Origin of the sequence: Okeania hirsuta (genome assembly GCF_003838195.1) — a bacterium.
In the GTDB taxonomy this organism is placed as follows: domain Bacteria; phylum Cyanobacteriota; class Cyanobacteriia; order Cyanobacteriales; family Microcoleaceae; genus Okeania; species Okeania hirsuta.
This window is the reverse complement of record NZ_RCBY01000651.1, coordinates 1-805: the sequence shown is the minus strand read 5'-3', so window position 1 is coordinate 805 and position 805 is coordinate 1. Positions and strand designations below refer to the sequence as shown.

The following is an 805-nucleotide window of genomic DNA, read 5'->3' as shown; positions in this document are numbered from 1 at the left end:
CTCGGAAGCGATACGGCGCTCCGCCACCCTCCGCGAACGCTCTTTTGCCAAAAACCTAGAGTTCGAGCTTTAGGAGGAGGGAGAAAAGCGCGGTTGTTAGAGGCCAAAGACAAGCTATTTTTTATCTTGTTCTACTTCAAGTGTTACCCTACCTTTGATGTGGCAGGAATATTGTTTGACTTACACCGCAGCCGAGCACACTATTGGATGTTAAGACTACAACCGTTGCCCTGAGAGTGCTTTAGGGAAAAAAATGGCCTTACCAGAACGTAAGTTACAAAGCATTGAAGAATTCATTGGCAGGTTTCCATCTGCCAAAGAAGTGATGATTGATGGTACGGAACGGCCAATCCAGCGTCCAAAAGACCAGCAAAAGCAGAAAAATCATGACTCAGGTAAAAAAAAGTGCCATAGGAGTCAACATCTGATCATGACAGACTCAGATAAAAGGGTCCTCGTCCTATCAAAAGCAAGAGAGGGCAAGGTTCATGGGCCTTCGGCAGTTGGACGCGCGAAAAATTGGTAGATTTTGTGCTTTTTGGAAGTGAAAATTCATGTAGATTTGGGTTTCCAGGGATTACAGAAGGAATTCGTCAACATCAAAATTCCCACGAAAAAACCTAAAGGAAAGGAATTAACTGAGGAACAAAAACTTTTCAATAGAGAGAAAAGTAGCGTTAGCGTCAAATGTGAACATACAATATCTGGCGTGAAGAGATATAATGCAGGGAGAGGATTGTATCGAAATCACATTAAAGATGCGCGACGATCGCTTCATGTTCACTGCGGCTGGACTCTGGAATTT

The 805-nt window shown here is 43.6% G+C and carries 1 protein-coding gene and 1 pseudogene; both read left to right on the top strand.

Translation table 11 applies throughout. The annotated features are described in order from the left end of the window. The first annotated feature begins 93 nt into the window (after nt 1-93). A complete protein-coding gene (locus D5R40_RS43400) occupies nt 94-234 on the top strand; it encodes a helix-turn-helix domain-containing protein (RefSeq protein WP_375339363.1) in 141 nt (46 codons plus the stop codon). A gap of 19 nt (nt 235-253) precedes the next feature. Then, nucleotides 254-805: pseudogene (locus tag D5R40_RS40510) on the top strand (transposase family protein); the annotation flags it as partial.